Origin of the sequence: Nocardia yamanashiensis, from assembly GCF_021183565.1 — a bacterium.
GTDB lineage: Bacteria > Actinomycetota > Actinomycetes > Mycobacteriales > Mycobacteriaceae > Nocardia > Nocardia yamanashiensis.
The window spans coordinates 214,307-230,432 of the sequence record NZ_CP089226.1 but is presented as its reverse complement, the minus strand read 5'-3'; the positions used below and the strand labels follow the sequence as shown (position 1 = coordinate 230,432).

13 protein-coding genes and 1 pseudogene are annotated in these 16,126 nt (G+C 68.9%); 6 read left to right on the top strand and 8 right to left on the bottom strand.

All coding sequences use genetic code 11. The annotated features are described in order from the left end of the window. Positions 1–90: 90 nt before the first annotated feature. A pseudogene (metE, locus tag LTV02_RS01085) lies at positions 91–2,411 on the top strand (5-methyltetrahydropteroyltriglutamate--homocysteine S-methyltransferase). A gap of 43 nt (positions 2,412–2,454) precedes the next feature. On the opposite strand, the gene LTV02_RS01080 reads toward metE, so the two are convergent. Together LTV02_RS01080 and prpB are read right to left on the bottom strand one after the other, a co-directional pair. Then, positions 2,455–3,591, bottom strand: coding sequence for a bifunctional 2-methylcitrate synthase/citrate synthase (locus tag LTV02_RS01080; protein ID WP_233041916.1), 1,137 nt, complete (start codon positions 3,589–3,591; stop codon positions 2,455–2,457). Between the two features lie 5 nt (positions 3,592–3,596). Beyond that, on the bottom strand, positions 3,597–4,505 hold the full coding sequence (prpB, locus tag LTV02_RS01075) for a methylisocitrate lyase (RefSeq protein ID WP_233037145.1): 909 nt from the start codon (positions 4,503–4,505) through the stop codon (positions 3,597–3,599). 26 nt (positions 4,506–4,531) lie between these two features. Between prpB and LTV02_RS01070 the strand changes: the two genes are divergently transcribed. Beyond that, positions 4,532–4,732 carry a DUF1737 domain-containing protein gene (locus LTV02_RS01070; protein ID WP_067711212.1) on the top strand — a complete coding sequence of 67 codons (201 nt, stop codon included), beginning with the start codon at positions 4,532–4,534 and terminating at the stop codon, positions 4,730–4,732. A gap of 26 nt (positions 4,733–4,758) precedes the next feature. Here LTV02_RS01070 and prpD read toward each other — a convergent pair whose 3' ends face one another. From prpD to LTV02_RS01055, 3 genes are all read right to left on the bottom strand, one after another. Next, entirely contained in the window at positions 4,759–6,270 is a 1,512-nt protein-coding gene (gene prpD / locus LTV02_RS01065; RefSeq protein WP_233037131.1) for a 2-methylcitrate dehydratase PrpD, read from the bottom strand. Positions 6,271–6,416: 146 nt separating this feature from the next. Next, positions 6,417–6,788: an SgcJ/EcaC family oxidoreductase gene (locus LTV02_RS01060; RefSeq protein WP_067711209.1), complete on the bottom strand. Its 372-nt coding sequence runs from the start codon at positions 6,786–6,788 to the stop codon at positions 6,417–6,419. After that, entirely contained in the window at positions 6,775–7,677 is a 903-nt protein-coding gene (locus LTV02_RS01055; RefSeq protein ID WP_233037130.1) for a helix-turn-helix domain-containing protein, read from the bottom strand. Before LTV02_RS01055 ends, LTV02_RS01060 begins: the two co-directional genes overlap by 14 nt. Before the next feature lie 110 nt (positions 7,678–7,787). On the opposite strand from LTV02_RS01055, the gene LTV02_RS01050 reads away from it, so the two are divergent. After that, positions 7,788–9,011 (top strand): DUF445 domain-containing protein, encoded by a 1,224-nt coding sequence (locus LTV02_RS01050; protein ID WP_233037129.1) that lies wholly within the window; start codon positions 7,788–7,790, stop codon positions 9,009–9,011. 219 nt (positions 9,012–9,230) lie between these two features. Next, on the top strand, positions 9,231–10,652 hold the full coding sequence (locus LTV02_RS01045; protein WP_084534878.1) for a short-chain fatty acyl-CoA regulator family protein: 1,422 nt from the start codon (positions 9,231–9,233) through the stop codon (positions 10,650–10,652). Between the two features lie 3 nt (positions 10,653–10,655). Here the strand turns inward: LTV02_RS01045 and recG are convergent, their stop codons facing one another. Next, positions 10,656–12,920 carry an ATP-dependent DNA helicase RecG gene (gene recG / locus LTV02_RS01040; RefSeq protein WP_233037127.1) on the bottom strand — a complete coding sequence of 755 codons (2,265 nt, stop codon included), beginning with the start codon at positions 12,918–12,920 and terminating at the stop codon, positions 10,656–10,658. 2 nt (positions 12,921–12,922) lie between these two features. Then, entirely contained in the window at positions 12,923–14,752 is a 1,830-nt protein-coding gene (locus LTV02_RS01035) for a DAK2 domain-containing protein (protein WP_233037125.1), read from the bottom strand. Positions 14,753–15,092: 340 nt separating this feature from the next. On the opposite strand from LTV02_RS01035, the gene rpmB reads away from it, so the two are divergent. Both rpmB and LTV02_RS01025 read left to right on the top strand, forming a co-directional pair. Continuing rightward, positions 15,093–15,284 (top strand): 50S ribosomal protein L28, encoded by a 192-nt coding sequence (gene rpmB, locus LTV02_RS01030; protein WP_039799620.1) that lies wholly within the window; start codon positions 15,093–15,095, stop codon positions 15,282–15,284. A gap of 74 nt (positions 15,285–15,358) precedes the next feature. Continuing rightward, positions 15,359–15,859 (top strand): GNAT family N-acetyltransferase, encoded by a 501-nt coding sequence (locus LTV02_RS01025; protein ID WP_233037124.1) that lies wholly within the window; start codon positions 15,359–15,361, stop codon positions 15,857–15,859. Here LTV02_RS01025 and LTV02_RS01020 read toward each other — a convergent pair. Then, a complete protein-coding gene (locus LTV02_RS01020) occupies positions 15,843–16,109 on the bottom strand; it encodes a hypothetical protein (protein ID WP_067711203.1) in 267 nt (88 codons plus the stop codon). The two genes, LTV02_RS01025 and LTV02_RS01020, sit on opposite strands and share 17 nt — an antisense overlap. Positions 16,110–16,126 lie beyond the last annotated feature (17 nt).

Genomic DNA, 16,126 nt, shown 5'->3' with positions numbered 1-16,126 from the left:
CTCCGCCTCGTGGATTGGGTGGACGGACCGGTCGTTTCCTCGTGCCGGTGTGAACCGGTGTCTTCGGGGTACCCGGGTTCGTGCACGCCTATGGCGGTGGCCCGTGGTTTCGGAACACTGGAGACGACACCTGTGACCAACACTTCGCCTTTCACCGCGACGGTTCTCGGCCTGCCTCGTATCGGCCCGAACCGGGAGTTGAAGCGCGCGATCGAGTCCTATTGGGCGGGGCGGATCGGCGCGGAGGAGCTGCGTTCGATCGGCCGTACGCTGCGCACCGAGCAGCTGCTGGCGGTGACCGCGGCGGGACTGGATTCGGTGCCGGTGGGCACCTTCTCCCACTACGACCAGATGCTCGATACCGCCGTCATGTTCGGGGCGCTGCCGCCGCGCGTGGCCGGTATCGCCGATCCGCTGGACCGGTATTTCGCCGCCGCGCGCGGCACCGACACCGTCGAGCCCCTGGAAATGACCAAATGGTTCGACACCAACTACCACTACCTGGTGCCGGAGCTGGGTGCGCACACCGAATTCGCGCTGCACCCGGACAAGCTGCTGGACGAGCTGCGCGAGGCCATGGCGCTGGGCGTACCGGCCCGGCCGGTGGTGATCGGCCCGCTGACCTTCCTGAAGCTGGCCAAGGACGCCGAGGGCGATCCGCTGGCCCGCATCGATGCCCTGCTGCCGCTGTATCGGGAGTTGTTGCGCCGCTTGGCCGATGCGGGCGCGCGCTGGGTGCAGATCGACGAACCGATCCTGGTCACCGACCTCACCGGCGATGAACTGGCCTTGGTCGAGCGGGTCTATCAGGACCTGTCCGCCACCGACGACCGGCCCGCCCTCCTGGTGGCCACCTACTTCGGGCATCCCGGTGCGGCGCTGCCCGCGCTCGCCGCCACCGGAATCGAAGGCATCGCACTGGATTTCACCTCCGGCACCACCCCGGATTCGGCGACCACGGTCGAGGACGTGGCGGCGGTTCCGGCGCTGACCGGCAAGCTCGTGGTGGCGGGCGTGGTCACGGCCGCAATGTGTGGCGCACCGACCTCGATCGCGCCCTGACCACCCTCGGCACCCTGCTCGGCAGCACCGGCGCACTGGTGGTCTCCACCTCCAGTTCCCTGCTGCACGTGCCGTATTCGCTGGATTCCGAATCCGCCGCCGATGCCGCCCTGCGCTCCTGGCTGGCCTTCGGCGCGGAGAAAGTGGTCGAGGTGCGCGTGCTGGCGACCGCCCTGCACGAGGGCCCCGACGCCGTGGCTGCCGAACTGTCCGCCGCCCGGGACGCTCTGGCCACCCGCGGCCGGGATCCCCGCCTGCGCAATGACACGGTCCGCGCCCGCTTGGCCACGCTCGGCCCGGAGGCCGCCCGCCGCACCGATGCCGCGGAACGCCGTGCCCTGCAACGCGATCGCCTCGATCTCCCGCTGCTGCCGACCACCACCATCGGTTCGTATCCGCAGACCCCGTCCATTCGCAGGGACCGCGCGGCCATGGTCAAGGGCGACATCACCCCCGACCAGTACCGCGAGCGCATGCGCGCCGAAATCGCCGATGTCATCGCCTTGCAGGAGAAGCTGGGCCTCGACGTCCTCGTGCACGGCGAACCCGAACGCAACGACATGGTGCAGTACTTCGCCGAACAGCTCGACGGCTTCTTCGCCACCGCCAACGGCTGGGTGCAGTCCTACGGCACCCGCTGCGTCCGCCCGCCGATCCTATACGGCGATGTGGCGCGGCCGAATCCGATGACGGTGGAATGGATCGCCTACGCGCAGTCCCTCACCGGCAAGCCGGTCAAGGGCATGCTCACCGGCCCCGTCACCATCCTGGCCTGGTCGTTCGTGCGCGACGATCAGCCGATCGACGACACCGCCCGGCAGGTGGCGCTCGCCATCCGCGACGAAACCCTGGACCTGCAGGCGGCGGGCATCCGCATCGTGCAGGTGGACGAGCCCGCCCTGCGCGAGCTGCTGCCGCTGCGCTCCGAAGCCAAGGCCCGCTACCTGGATTGGGCCGTCGGCGCGTTCCGGCTGGCCACCGCCGGCGTCTCGGACGCCACCCAGATCCACACCCACCTCTGCTATTCGGAGTTCGGTGAGGTGATCGACGCCATCGCCGCCCTGGACGCGGATGTGACGTCGATCGAGGCGGCGCGCTCGCACATGGAGGTCCTGGACGACCTCAATGCGGCGGGCTTCGCGCTGGGCGTCGGTCCCGGCGTGTACGACATCCACTCGCCCCGGGTGCCGAGTACCGAGGAGATCGCCGCTTCGCTCGCCGAGGCGCTGAAAGCCGTTCCAGCCGAACGGCTCTGGGTGAATCCGGACTGCGGTCTGAAGACCCGCGGCCCGGCCGAGGTGGAAGCCGCGCTGCGCAATATGGTCGCCGCCGCGGTCGCGCTGCGCTGATGCTGAAAGGCCCGCGATCGCTGTGACCGCGGGCCTTCCCGGTTCACGCCACCGGGCGCAGGGGACGCGGCGGCGGGCCGGTGTATTCGGAGAGTGGGCGGATGAGGGCGTTGGATTGGGATTGCTCGATGATGTGGGCGGTCCAGCCGGTGATGCGGCTCATCACGAAAATCGGTGTGAACATGTCGATGTCGAAGCCCATGAGGTAGTAGGCCGGTCCGGCGGGGAAGTCCAGATTCGGTTTGATGCCGGTGGCCTCGGCCATGGCGGTTTCGAGTTCGCCGTACATTTTCAGCCAGGCGCCGCCGCCGGTCAGGTCGGCGATGTCTTCCAGAGCCGCGCGCATGGTGGGGACGCGGGAGTCGCCGGCACGGTAGACGCGGTGGCCGAACCCCATCACCTTCTGCTTGCGAGCGAGCTTGTCCCGCAACCATTCCCGCGCCCGCTCGGGTTCGCCGATCTCCAGCATCATGTGCATGACGGCCTCGTTGGCCCCGCCGTGCAGCGGTCCCTTGAGTGCGCCGATGGCCGCCGTCACCGCGCTGTACATATCGGATTCGGTGGAGGTGACGACGCGGGCGGCGAAGGTGGAGGCGTTGAAACTGTGCTCGGCGTAGAGGATCAGGGAGGTCTCGAAGGCCCGCACCAGGCGTTCGTCCAGGTGTCGGCTGCCGGGGGTGGGTTCGCCGAAGCACATGTAGAGGAAGTTCTCGGCGAACCCGCGCGTCGGATCGGGGGCGATGGGATCGAGTCCGCGGCGGCGGCGCATATCGGCCGCGATGACCGTCGGCAGCACCGCCGTCATGCGTAATGCCTTGTCCAGCAGCGCTTCCTGGCTGCGTCCCTGATCCTCGAGCGGGTCCTCCGCGCCCAGGTAGCTGACCACGGTGCGCACCACGTCCATCGGATGGCAGGTTTCGGGAAGCCGGGCGATGAGGGCGAGCAGTGAGCGGTCCGCCCGGCGCAGGGCGCGTTCGCGCTGGCCGAGCTGCTGCAGCTGGGCGGCGTCGGGGAGTTCGCCGAACCACAGCAGATAGGCGACTTCCTCGAAGCGGCAGTGCCGGGCCAGATCCTGGACGGCGTAGCCGCGATAGGTGAGGGTGCTGGTCTCGGACACCACCTTGGAGATGGCGGTGGTGTCGACCACCACCCCGGCGAGGCCCTTCTTGATCTCGGACATACGAATCACTCGCTCACGGTGAAATTGAAGATGTCGGAATCGAATTCGTTGTAGCGCTGATATTCGAGAAGCTCGTAGAGGCGGGAGCGGTGCTGCATGCGATCCAGCAGCGCGGATTGGGTTCCGGTGGCGGCGATTTCGCGCAGGCCCGCTTCGACGGCGAACATGGCCAGGCGCAGCGTGGTGACGGGGTAGATGACGGCGTTGTAGCCGAGCCGCTCCAGATCGGGAGCCGAGATCAGCTCGGATTTGCCGAACTCGGTCATGTTCGCCAGCAGCGGGACATCCACGGCGGCACGGAATTTCGCGAACTCGCTCGCATCCGCGAGGGCCTCGGTGAAGACCAGGTCCGCCCCGGCGTCCACGTACGCCTTGGCGCGGTCGATGGCGGCGTCCAGCCCTTCGGTGCCGCGAGCGTCGGTGCGGGCGCAGACGATGAAGTTCGCGTCGCGCCGGGCCGAGACCGCCGCCCGGATGCGCCGCACCATATCGGCCACCGGCACCACGGTTTTCCCGTCCAGATGCCCGCACCGCTTGGGGTTCACCTGATCCTCGATATGACAGCCGGCCAGTCCGGCGTCCTCGAGCATGGTGACCGTGCGGGCCGCGCTCATGGGTTCGCCGAAACCGGTGTCGGCGTCGATCAGCACCGGCAGGTCGGTGACCCGGGCGATCTGCCGCCCGCGTTCCACCACCTCGGTGAGCGTGGTCAGCCCGATATCCGGCAGTGCCAGCTCCGCCGACACCACCGCCCCGGAGACATACGCGCCTTCGAAGCCGAGTTCCTGAATCAGCTTGGCCACCAGCGGGTTGAACGCACCGGGCAGCCGCTGGATCCGCCCGCTCGCCAGCCCCGCCCGGAAGGCCGCGCGCTTCTCCCCCGCCGTGGCGGTGGACACCATCAGCCCGGTCATGCCGCCCACCGTCCTACGCTGACGACATGACCGCACCACGCCTGCGCTACCGACTGATCACCGGACCCGACGACGCCACCTTCTGCGAGCGCATCAGCGCCCTGCTCGACGAGGGCTATCAGCTGTACGGGTCGCCGTCGGTCACCTACAACGGCAGTTCGGTCGTCGCGGCCCAGGCCCTGGTGTGGGGCGGCGAGCTGCGTGACGGCGGCCCGCATCGTCCCTGACGGGGCGCCGGCGAGATCGTCGCGGCTCATCGGAAGATCCCCTCACGAGTTTCCGGGGCGCGGTCGAGCACCTCGGGCGCGACGGTGAAGGTCAGCTGATCCAGTTCGCCCGCACCGAGTTCCGGGGTGCGCTGGGCGGCGTCGAGGAACCGGTCCTGTTCGGCCGCGTCGAGGATGCCCTCGGCCAGGGCGCGGAACTTCTCGAGGTACTGCGCTCGCGCGAACGGCCGCGCGCCCAGCGGATGCGCGTCGGCGACGGCCAGTTCGTCGACGATGGTCTCCCCGCTCGCGAGGGTGACCACGGCGCGGCAGCCGAACGCTTTCTCCGCGGGATCGGTGGAGTGGTAGCGCCGCGTCCATTCCGGATCCTCCACGGTGCTGATCCGCTGCCAGAGCGCGACGGTGTCCGGCCTTTGAGCGCGTTCGGGCGCGTATGAGCGCTCGTGATGCCAGGTCCCGTCCTGCAGCGCGACGGCGAAGATATAGGGCACCGAGTGATCGAGAGTTTCGCGGCTGGCGCGCGGATCGTATTTCTGCGGGTCACCCGAACCGCTGCCGATCACCACGTGGGTGTGGTGGCTGGTGTGCAGCACGATGGTGGCGATCTGGCCCAGATCGCCTATGCGGGAACGCATCCGGCGCGCCAGGTCGATGGGAGCCTGGCTCTGATACTCGGCCGAATGCTCCTTGGTGTAGCTGTCCAGGATCGCTCGCTTGGCCTCCCCCGGCCCGGGCAGCGGCACCTGGTATTCGGCGTCGAAACCGCCCAGCAGCCGTGCGATCACCCCGTCCGCGCCTTCCCAGATCGGCGCGGGCGCGCCCTCGCCCCGCATGGCGCGATCCACGGCCTCGATCGCCATCTTCCCGGCGAAGGCGGGCGCATAGGCCTTCCAGCTGGAGATCTCGCCCTTACGCGACTGCCGGGTCGCGGTCGTGGTGTGCAGTGCCTGCCCGACCGCCTGATAGACGGTGTCGGCGTCCAGCCCCAGCAGCGTCCCGATGCCCGCCGCCGCCGACGGCCCGAGATGCGCCACATGGTCGATCTTGTGCTCGTGCAGGCAGATTCCGCGCACCAGATCCATCTGGATCTCGTACCCGGTCGCCAGGCCCCGGATCAGTTCCGCGCCGCTGCGCCCGGCATGCTGCGCCACCGCCAGGATGGGCGGGATATTGTCGCCCGGATGCGAGTACTCGGCCGCCAGGAAGGTGTCGTGGAAGTCGAGTTCCCGCACCGCGACGCCATTGGCCCAGGCCGCCCATTCCGGTGAGAACCGTTGCGCGACGGGCAGACCGAACACGGTCGCGCCGGGCGCGTACGGATGCGCCAGCGCCTGCCGCCGCGCCGAGGTCACCGGCCGCCGCAGCACCGAGGCCGCCGCGACGGCCGCATTGTCGATGATCCGGTTCACGATCATCTCGGTGACGTCCCCGGGCACCTCGACCGGATCCACGGCGACTTCCGCGATCCGCGTCGCCACATGCTCCGAACGCGGGAACGCCTCCGCCGCGGTGCGCGCTCGAACGCTGTATGTCTTCATACTTCGCACGCTACGCAACCGAGGTCAGGGCGGAAAACAGCTCGCTACAGCGTATTTCGGCGAGCGAATACCATCCGATCAGCGAAGTCGGCGAACCCACACCGCCGCGGATAGGGCGGGTACCTGCCCGAACGGCGCGGTGGGAATCAGCCGCCGAACGCCCGGGTAATGGCCGCCAGGTCGAAATAGTCGCGCCATGCGGCGATCAGGCCGTCGCGAATCTCGAACGTGCCCATGACCGGCAGCGGGGTCTCCTTGCCGCCACCGCGCAGGGTGTCGGTGCGCTCGTTCATGACCAGATCGCCGGCCGTCACCTGGTGGTGAATGGCGAAGTCGATACCGTCGAGGGCCCCGGCGAAACCGGCGACGAAGTCGCGGATCGCTTGGCGGCCGACCACCGGTTCCATCGGGATATTGTGGTACACAGCGTCTTCCGTGAAGAAGGACGCGATGCGGTCGGGGTCCGGCTGCGCCCAGGCGGCGCACATTTCGCGGACCAGCGCATCAGGGTCGGACATGGTGATTCCTCTCTGTACCGTCGCCGATCCGGCGCGCGGCCTCGGCGACCTCCGCCAGATAGCGGCGGCGTTCGGCGCGCGTGACGTCCGCGCGCAGCGGGCCGATCTGCAATTCCATGACCGCGTGCCCGGCGGCGTCGAAGACCGGGGCGGTCAGATAGCTCACCGGCAGCGGCACATCCCGCTCCAGGGTCTCCTGGTCGTAGGCGCTGCCCACCACGGTCGCCAGTTGCGCCAGCACCCGGCCGCGCAATTCCTTGCTGGCGGGCAGTTCGGCCAGATGGCTGGCGACCTCGGACAGCACGCGGGCGGTGGGCAGGCTGTCGGGTTCCAGCCGCCAGAGGCAGAAACCGGTGGCGCGCAGGGTGTTCAGCACGGCCTGGAACTCCGCGCGGCGTTCGGGCCCGCGGGTGCCGAGCCAGTCCTGCTGCCGGCCGGGACCGGCGTGCGCGATGATCGCCGCGCCGGCGGGGGCCAGCAGCGGGATGCGCGCCCCGGCCTCGATCCCGGCGGTGTAGCGGTCCTCGGTGACCGCCACGAACTCGAAGAAGTCGCCGCTGATGGCGCTCAGCGCGACCCCGCAGTCGACCCGGTCCGCCAGGCGATCCAATTCGGCCGTGAAGAAAGTGCGGTCCCCGGCGGCGTCGGCGGCGTGCGCGCCGATGGCCGCCAGCGCCGGGCCGAGCCGGTAGCTCAGATCGGGCAGCCGCCGCACCCATTCCCGTTCGGTGAGCGCCGCCAGAATCGCACCCGCGGTGGAGCGATTGAGGTCCAGTGCGTCGGCGATCTCGGCGGAGGTGAGCGTGGCGTGCTGGGCCGCGAGCAGTTCGACGATGGCCATCACGCGCTGGGTGGGCGGGGAGGTCTCCGTGGTCTTGCCACCGGGCACGCGGGTCTCCTCAGCCTGTGCGACGATACGAATAAGCAAATCGTTCTGTACAAATACTTGCACCAAGGAGTGGGCGTGGCAACCAGGGCAGACTCGGAGCCGATCGCGTCGTGATCGCCGATTTCACCGAGCGCTGGCTGCTGTATCTCTCCATCCCGCTCATCGCCGCGCTCATCGGCTGGGTGACCAAGATCGTCGCGGTGCAGATGCTCATGCGCCCACTGGAATTCGTCGGGATTCCGCCGTGGCTGGGCTGGCAGGGCGTGATCCCGCGCTCGGCGCCGCGCATGGCGACCATCGCGGTGGACCTGATGTTCGGCAAGCTCATCGATCCGCAGGACATCATCGCGCGCATCGATATCGCCGAATTGACCACGCGGCTGCGCGAACCCATGGACGCGGGCGTGGACCATATGGTGCGCGAGATGATGATGCGGCATCAGCCGCGACTGTGGGTGAACATGCCCGCGGCCGCGCAGCGCGCGCTGATCGAGCGGGTGCAGCGGGATCTGCCGGGGCTGATCGAGGACATCGTGTTCGATCTGCGCACCAATCTCGATCAGGTGATGGATCTGCGCGGGATGGCCATCGACGCACTGGTGCAGGACAAATCGCTGCTGGTGACGATGGTGCACCGGGTCGGGCGCAACGAGCTGCGGTTCATCGTGCGGTCGGGACTGATCTTCGGCACCGTGCTGGGCGTGGTGCAGATGTTCACCTGGGCGTTCACCCACAATCCTTTGCTCATGCCCGCTTTCGGCGGTTTCACCGGATTGGTGACGGACTGGCTGGCGCTGCAGATGATCTTCCGGCCGATCAAGCCGGTCGGGATCGGGCCGCTGCGCTGGCAGGGGCTGTTCCACAGACGGCGCGAGCAGGTGTGCGCCGATTACGGGGATCTGATCGCCACCGAGATCCTCACGCCCGCACGGATTCTGGAAGCCGTGCTGAACGGGGAGCGAGCCGACCGGTTGGCTTCGCTGCTCAGCCATCACGTCGGCGAATTCCTGAACACCCAGACGGGACCGGCCAAGCCGCTGGTGCTGCTGGTGGCGGGCAGCGACAGCCTCACCACCCTCGAACGCGATGCCGTCACGCTGGTGCTGGACCATATCCGCGCCGCCGCATCGGGTTTGGACGGTTTCGACCGGCACGCCATGGAAGCCCTGGACGTGCGGTCGCTGGTGATCGAGAAGACCAAGCAGTTGACCGACGACGAGTACGAGGGCCTGTTGCGCCCCGCCTTCAAACAGGACGAATGGAAGCTGGTCGCCATCGGCGCCGCGCTCGGGTTCCTGGTCGGCGAACTTCAGGTTCATCTGCTGCTGGGCTGATCGACCGTGGTCCCGGCTAACTTCCGGACCGCGGTTTCGGCGCGTCACGCCCGGGGTATGAGTACGATGAGGTCCCGCGCGGTAACCGCCCGAGGTACCGAATTCGCATGTTACGCAGCCGCACCGCCGACGCGAAAGCGCTCGCAGAATCACCGAAATAGCGGCGAGTTCAATCCATATTGCGATGTTTGCGAAGCCGAGTCGGTACCATCTCGCACTGTGCGCAAGATGTATGCGGGTGCCCGACTACGGCGGTTGCGCGAGGAACGGCGGATGACCCAGGCGGCCTTGGCCAAATCCCTGGACCTGTCACCCAGCTACCTCAACCAGCTGGAGCGGGACCAACGTCCGCTCACCATTCCCGTGCTGCTGAAACTGAACTCGACGTTCGACCTGGATGTGCAGTTCTTCGCGGCCGACTCCGATGCCCGGCTGGTCTCGGATCTGCACGAGATCTTGGTCGAGGCGGCCGGCGGCAACGCCGCCCCGGTCGCCGAGGTCGAGGACCTGGCCACCCGGATGCCGGAAGTCGCGAAAATCGTTGTGGCCATGCATCGCCGACTACGGGCCGCGACCGACCAGTTGGATCTCTTGTCCTCCAAGGTCGCCACCCCCACCGGCGCGCCCGGGGTGCCCATGCCCTACGAGGACGTGCGCGACTTCTTCTACGACCATCACAATCACATCGCCCAGCTCGACCTGGCCGCCGAGCGGCTGTTCGAGGACTGCGGCCTCACCATCGGCTCGCTGGACCGCCAGCTCGCGCGCGTCGCCGAGGAACGCGCCGGTGTCACCGTCCTGGTGCGCGGCGACGGCGCCGACCCGAATGTGCCCAAGCGCCATTACGAACCGGAGACCCGCACCCTCACCCTGGCCCGCCGCCTGCGTCCCGGCCAGCGCGCCTTCCAGATCGCCACCACCCTGGCCTTCCTGCTGCACGGCGGCCTGCTGGACGAGGTGCTGGACGAAACGCCCTCGCTCAGCGGCGAATCCCGCACCCTGGCCCGGATCGGCCTGGCCAATTACTTCGCGGGCGCGCTCATCCTCCCCTACAGCAAGTTCCTGCGCTCCGCCGAGGAGCTCCGCTACGACATCGACCTGCTCGCACTGCGTTTCGAGGTCGGCTTCGAAACCGTCTGCCACCGGCTGTCCACCCTGCAACGCCAGGGCCAGCGCGGTGTCCCCTTCTTCCTGATCCGCACCGACCGCGCCGGCAATATCTCCAAACGCCAGTCCGCCACCGCTTTCCACTTCTCCCGCGTCGGCGGCAGCTGCCCGCTCTGGGTCGTCCACGAGGCCTTCGCCCATCCGGGCCGCATGCTCACCCAGATCGCGTCCATGCCCGACGGCCGCCGCTACCTCTGGATCGCCCGCACCACCACCCCGACCACCACCGGGTTCGGCACGGCCGGAAAAGAATTCGCCATCGGCCTCGGCTGCGATATCGAATACGCCGACCGCCTCGTCTACTCCAAGGGCCTGCAACTCGACGATCCCGCCGCCGCCACCCCCATCGGCGCCGGCTGCAAGGTCTGCGAGCGCCCCAACTGCGCCCAGCGCGCCTTCCCGCAGATCGGCCGACCACTGGCCATCACCGAAACGACCAGCACCGACCTGCCGTACCCGCGCCTCCCGCGCTGACCGTCAGGACTTGGCCAGGTACTCCAGGCGTTCGCCGTCCACCGCGGCGTGCATCATGCGGGCCAGGCCCGGGTGTTGTTTCAGGCCGGGATCGGCGGCGACGACCTCGCGGGCCAATTGCTGTGCGGCGGTGATGACTTCGAGGTCGTCGAGGAGGGAGAGCAGGCGCAGGGAGCGGGCGGTGCCGGACTGGGCGGAGCCGAGGACGTCGCCCTCGCGGCGCTGGCGCAGGTCGAGGACGGCGAGTTCGAAGCCGTCGGTGGTGGCGGCTACGGCTTCCAGACGGGACATGGCGGTGCCCACCGGGTTGGTTTCGGTGATGAGCAGGCAGAGGCCGGGGTGCTTGCCGCGGCCCACGCGACCACGGAGCTGATGCAGCTGGCTGACACCGAAACGGTCGGCGTCGACGATGGCCATCACGGTGGCATTGGGGACGTCGACACCGACCTCGACGACCGTGGTGCAGACCAGGACGTCGATGTCGGCGGCATTGAAAGCCTGCATGACGCGGTCTTTTTCGTCGGAGGGCAGGCGGCCGTGCAGGAGACCCACGCGTAGGTCCTTCAGGGGGCCGGTGCTCAGCATCTCGAACATGTCGACGGCCGAGTGGGTGGTGGGGCCCTCCTTCTCCTCCTCGGCCTTCTTCTTGCCCTTCTTGCCGTTCTCCTCCTCGTCGCCGATGCGGGAGCAGACCACATAGGCCTGGCGGCCGGCTTGCACTTCCTCGTGGATGCGTTCCCAGGCGCGGTCCACCCAGGCCGGTTTCACCTTGGCGGGCACCACCTTCGAGGTGATGGGCGAGCGGCCGCGCGGGAGCTGGGTGAGGGTGGAGGTCTCCAGATCGCCGAGGGTGGTCATGGCGATGGTGCGCGGGATGGGGGTGGCGGTCATGACCAGCAGGTGTGGGCTGACACCCTTTTTGGCCTTGGCGCGCAACGCATCCCGCTGTTCCACGCCGAAGCGGTGCTGTTCGTCGACCACGACCATGCCGAGGTCGAAGAATTCGACATTGTCCTGGATCAGGGCGTGGGTGCCGATGATGAGGCCCGCCTCGCCGGTGACGGCGTCGAGCAGGGCGGCCTTCTTCTGACCGGCCGACATGGAGCCGGTCACCAGCACCACCTTGGTGGCATTGTCGGCCGCGCCCAGTTCACCGGCATTGCCGAGATCGCCGAGCATGTTCTTCAGCGATCGATAGTGCTGGGCGGCAAGCACTTCGGTGGGGGCGAGCAGCGCGCACTGGCGGCCGTTGTCCACCACCTGCAACATGGTGAGCAGCGAGACGATGGTCTTGCCGGAACCCACCTCGCCCTGGAGCAGGCGATGCATGGGGTGGTTGCGGGACAGATCGGCGGAGATCTCGTCGATGACGGCGCACTGGCCCTCGGTCAGTTCGAAGGGCAGGCGCTTGTCGAAAGCCGCCGCGATGCCGTCGGTCCGGGGCGGGGACGGTTCGGCGCGGCGGCCCTCGGTCTGGTGGCGGCGCTCGGCCAGCACCAGCTGCAAAGCCAGGGCCTCGTCGAAACGCAGGCGGCCCCGGGCCTCTTCGATATCGGACTTGCTGTCGGGCAGGTGGATGAGCCGCAGCGCATCCGACACCGGGAGCAGGGCATGCTCGGTGCGCAGGCTCTCCGGCAGCGGATCGTCGATGGGGTCCAGCTGATCCAGCACCTGCCGCACACAACGCAGCAGATCCCAGCTCTGCACCTTGGCGGTGGACGGATACACCGGGATGAACTCGCGCTCGAAGAACGAGACGTCCACGCCGCCCGCGCCTTTCGCGCTCTGCGCCAGCCCGCGCAGCGCGCCGCCGCCGCGCACGCTGGTCAGGCTCTCGACCGAGCCGTCCTCCTTGTCCGGCAGGACCAGATAGTCGGGGTGCGAGAGGTTCCAGCGGTCGGGCCGCCACCAGTGCACGGTGCCCGACATCATGGCGCGCACGCCTTCCTTCACCAGGTAGCGCACCTTGTCGCCATTGAAGAAGGTGATCTCCACCGGGCGCGGGCCGCCGGTGTCCAGGTTCACCTTCAGCAGGCTGCCCTTGCGGTTCTTCATGGGCCGCAACTCGGTTTTGGTGACCCGCCCCATCACCGTGATGTGCTGGCCCTCCTCCGGGGCCTCCTCGGTGAGCGGCTGCCCCTGGGTGGCGTAGCGCAGCGGATAGTGCCGCAGCAGATCCTCCACGGTCTGCATGTCGAAATGCTCCAGCAGCGGTTCGGCCGCCTTCACACCCAGCACGTGGTCGAGCCGATCAGCCAGTGTCGCCATTGCTATTCCACCCCGATCTGCACCAGATCACCGGCCTGACCGCCGGGATACACGACCACTTCCACACCCGGGAAACCGGCGGTCACGTGCGCGCTCAGTTCCTCGGAAAGTCCTTCGGGCGCTTCCGCGCCCAGCAGCATGGTCACCAATTCCCCACCGAGCCCGAGCATCCGGTCCAGCAGGGTGCGGCCGGCATTGCGCACATCGGCGTCGATGACCACCACGTCGTGCCCGACCAGGCCGAGCCCGTCACCCGCCGCGCAGGTGCCGACGATCGTCAGCGCCCGCTCCGGCGCGATCCGCAGAGCGCCCCACCGGGTTCCGGCCGCCGCCTCCGACATGGCGAAGGCGTCGTCCACCGCGATCCGGCCCGCATCGTGCATGGACAGCGCCGCCAGCCCCTGCACCATGGACCCGCACGGGAGCATGAGCACCTCGCGCTGCCCGTCGCGCGCCGCCACACTCACCGCCACCAGTTCGTGTGCGGGCAGAGCCCCGTTCGGCAACACCAGCACCTCTCGATGCGGCAGCCGCCGAATCCCTTCCAGCAGCGCCTCGGCCGTGACCTCGCCCTCCAGCACCTCGGCCCCGGCATCCTGGAACAGCCGCACCGCCCCCGCCCCGGACGCCACGGCCAGAATCCCACGGGCTTGCGCGCCACCCGGCGCGTGCGCCGACGCCGCCAGCGTCTCGATCCGGATCCCGCTCAACCGTCCCGCCGCCAGACCCGCCTCCACCGCGGCCCCGGCATCGGCGCAATGGACGTGTGCCGACCAGCTGCCCGCCCCGTCGCCGACCACCACGACCGAATCCCCCAGCTCGGCAAGCCGATCCCGCAGCCCGCCCACCCGGGATTCGTCGGATTCGCCCAGCACGTACATGACTTCGTACTGCACCGCGTCGGCCCCCGCCGCCGCCGTTTTCCCCTGTTCGAGAACCGAATCCACGCCCGCGAGCGGCAGAGCGCCCGGCGACATCCGCGAATCCCCCGCGGTACCAACAGTATTCGACGAATTGATCACCGGCCCCGGCCCGGACTCCGGAGCCCGCCGCACGTACTCCGGCCGCTGCGGCGCCGACCCGCCCGCCACGGTGACCAATTCGTCCAGCAGGACCAGCAGCCCCCGCGCCCCGGCATCCACCACACCCGCGTCCCGCAGCACACCCAGTTGTTCCGGCGTCTCCCCCAATGCCTTGGCCGCGCCGTCGGCCGCCGCCACCGCGACCGCCGACAGGGTCCGATCCGGGCAGTCCGCCGCACTCTCGGCGGCACGATCCAGCACGGTCAGCATGGTCCCCTCGACCGGCGAACTCAGCGCCTCACGCACCAACCGCGCCGCCCGCCGCAACGCCAGCCGCAGCGACGCCTCGGTCAGCGGACCGTCGCGCACCACATCGGCCACCCCGCGCAGTACTTGGGAAAGGATGATGCCGGAGTTCCCGCGCGCCCCGAGCGTGGCCGCCCGCGCCATCACACTCGCGACCTCGCGAGCGGACGCCACCGCGGCGGCCGCGGGCGTGAGCGGCGCGCCCGCCCGCCGATCCGTGGCGTCCTCCGAAACGAGCGCGGCGACGGATTCCGCGGATCCGCTTCCCTCCGTGGCGGCGACCGCGCGTCCGGCGGGCCGGTCCGGTTCCTCGGCGACCGCCGCTTCCGCGCTGCGGACCGCGGCGCGCATGGTCGCCAGCAGGTTCGTGCCGGTGTCGGAGTCCGGGACCGGGAAGACGTTCAAGGCGTTGATCTCGTCACGATGGCGCTCGAGTCCGGCCAGGCTGAGCTGACCCCAGCGCAGCAGCGCAGGACCGTCGAGCACGTCCCCTTCCCCGGGCACCGTCACCGTCCTTCCGCCACACACCGCGCCGCCACCGGCCCGGCCACCAAGTTGTCCTCGGAAACCCCGGTCGCCAGCCTAGTCGGGCGGACCGACAGCGTGCGGTCAGGCGGCGGGCGCGGAGTGCGTTCCGCGCGCCGGACGGGGGGCGATTGGACACGCCCGGAAGGCGGCGGTTACTCTTGTCCGGTTGCCCGACGCAGGCACGATCCTGTACTCCCAGGAATCGGAAAGCGTTCGCCGGTGCTTCACCGGCAGGCACGTCCAAGACATCAAAGTTTCCGGACTCGCTGTTCTAGAGCGCAGCGGGTCTCTACATGACATGAAGGAGCTCGCGACTATGGCTGCCGTCTGCGACGTTTGCGCCAAGGGCCCCGGCTTCGGTAAGTCGGTTTCGCACTCGCACCGGCGCACCAACCGTCGCTGGAACCCGAACATCCAGACCGTGCGCGCGCAGGTTGCCCCCGGCAACACCCGCCGCATGAACGTGTGCACCTCCTGCCTGAAGGCCGGCAAGGTCGCCCGCGGTTAATTCGCTTTTCGGCAACAGCCCCGGCACCCAGAATGGGTGGTCCGGGGCTTTTGCTGTGTCCGAAGGGGGTTCCGATGGCCGAGTGGGAAGTCGCCACGCCGGGCCCCGAGCTGGTGCGCAGCCTGGCCGAATGCCATATCGAATGCTGGCGTGAGGCGTATCGGGACCTGGTGCCCGCGCATCTGCTCGACGCCTTCGATCTCGATCGCCGGGCGGCGGTCTGGGAACGCCGGCGCGCGGCGAATCTGGATCGGCTGAAGGTCGCCGTCGTCGACGGCACGGTGATCGGCTTCGCGGTCAGCGGTCCCAGTCAGGACGACTCCCCCGTGGCGGAGCATCAGCTCAACGCCATGTACGTGCGCGCGGCCTGGTACGGCACGGGCGTGGCGCACGATCTGATGCGCGCCGTACTGCCCGAGCACGCCGACGTCTCGCTCTGGGTCTTCGAGGAGAATCCGCGCGCCCGGGCCTTCTACACGAAATACGGCTTCGAACTCGACGGCGGCCGCCGAGTCGAAGCCTTCACTCCGGCAATCGAAGTGCGAATGGTGCGCCGCCTCAGCGGTCGCCGGTGAAGCAGTCCAGGTTCTGGCTGATCGTCATCGGCAGGCAGGCGATGCGCGAGGTCACGTTCGACGAGATCCCGGAGAAGCTGTTGGTGTCGAACAGGCTGGCCACCAGCGTGGCGTTCTCCGTCGTCGGGTTGGCGGCGGGAGCGGTGTACGGCTCCAGTTCGAGCGGCGCCGCGTTCGCGGCGGGGGCGGCGGCGAGGGCCGCGCCCGCGGCGAGAGCGACGAAAACACCACGGGCAGTCTTGTTCTGCATGCACAGGCTCCTGAATC